Below are 741 nucleotides of genomic sequence, written 5' to 3'. Positions count from 1 at the left end.
TGCGGCGCGCGCAGGCGGAGGAGTCGGCGGACGCGGTGACCGAGGCCCTCGCCAGGGCGGCCGAGTCCGCGCCGTCCGACCTGCCCGACGCGGCGGCGATCGTCACCGCCGCCGAGGGGATCGCGGCCAGGGAGGACCGGCTGTTCGGAGGCTTCGGCGGGGCGCCGAAGTTCCCGGTGGCGACCACGCTGCGGCTGCTGCAGCATCCGCTGGTGCGGGCGGGTTCTCCCGACGCCGGCGCAGCGGCCACGCGGGCGCTCGCGGCCATGTCCGGCTCCGACCTGCGCGACGAGGACGGCGGCTTCTTCCGCTACGCCACGCAGCGGGACTGGACGGTGCCGCACTACGAGCGCATGCTCACCGACAACGCGCAGCTGCTGGAGGTCGCGCTGGACGAGGGGGATACGGGCACCGCCCGCGGCATCGCCGGCTTCCTCCTGGGCGTGCTGCGACGCGACGGCGGCGGCTTCGGGGCCGCGCAGGACTCGGAGTCGTGGATCGACGGGGTGCGCAGCGAGGGCGGGTACTACCAGCGCTCGGTGTCCGCGCGCGGCGGGCTGGAACCTCCCGCGGTGGACGGCAAGGTCATCACGGGCTGGAACGGCCTCGCGATCGGGGCTCTGGCCAGGGCGGGGACGACTCTCGGCGAGCCCGACTGGGTCGAGGCGGCGGCCGCGGCGGCCGATCATGTGCTGCGCGTCAACCGCGGCGACGACGGCGCGCTCGCCCGGGCGTCGCTCG

At 76.4% G+C, this 741-nt stretch carries 1 protein-coding gene; it reads left to right on the top strand.

The features are described 5' to 3' along the window. On the top strand, positions 1–741 hold a 741-nt coding region (locus DW309_RS03295; protein ID WP_136044547.1), incomplete at both ends, for a YyaL domain-containing protein.

It is taken from the genome of Microbacterium sp. K41, assembly GCF_004794395.1.
Classification (GTDB): Bacteria; Actinomycetota; Actinomycetes; order Actinomycetales; family Microbacteriaceae; genus Microbacterium; species Microbacterium sufflavum.
Note: the sequence above shows the minus strand (reverse complement) of the source record. Positions and strands in the feature narration are given on the sequence as shown.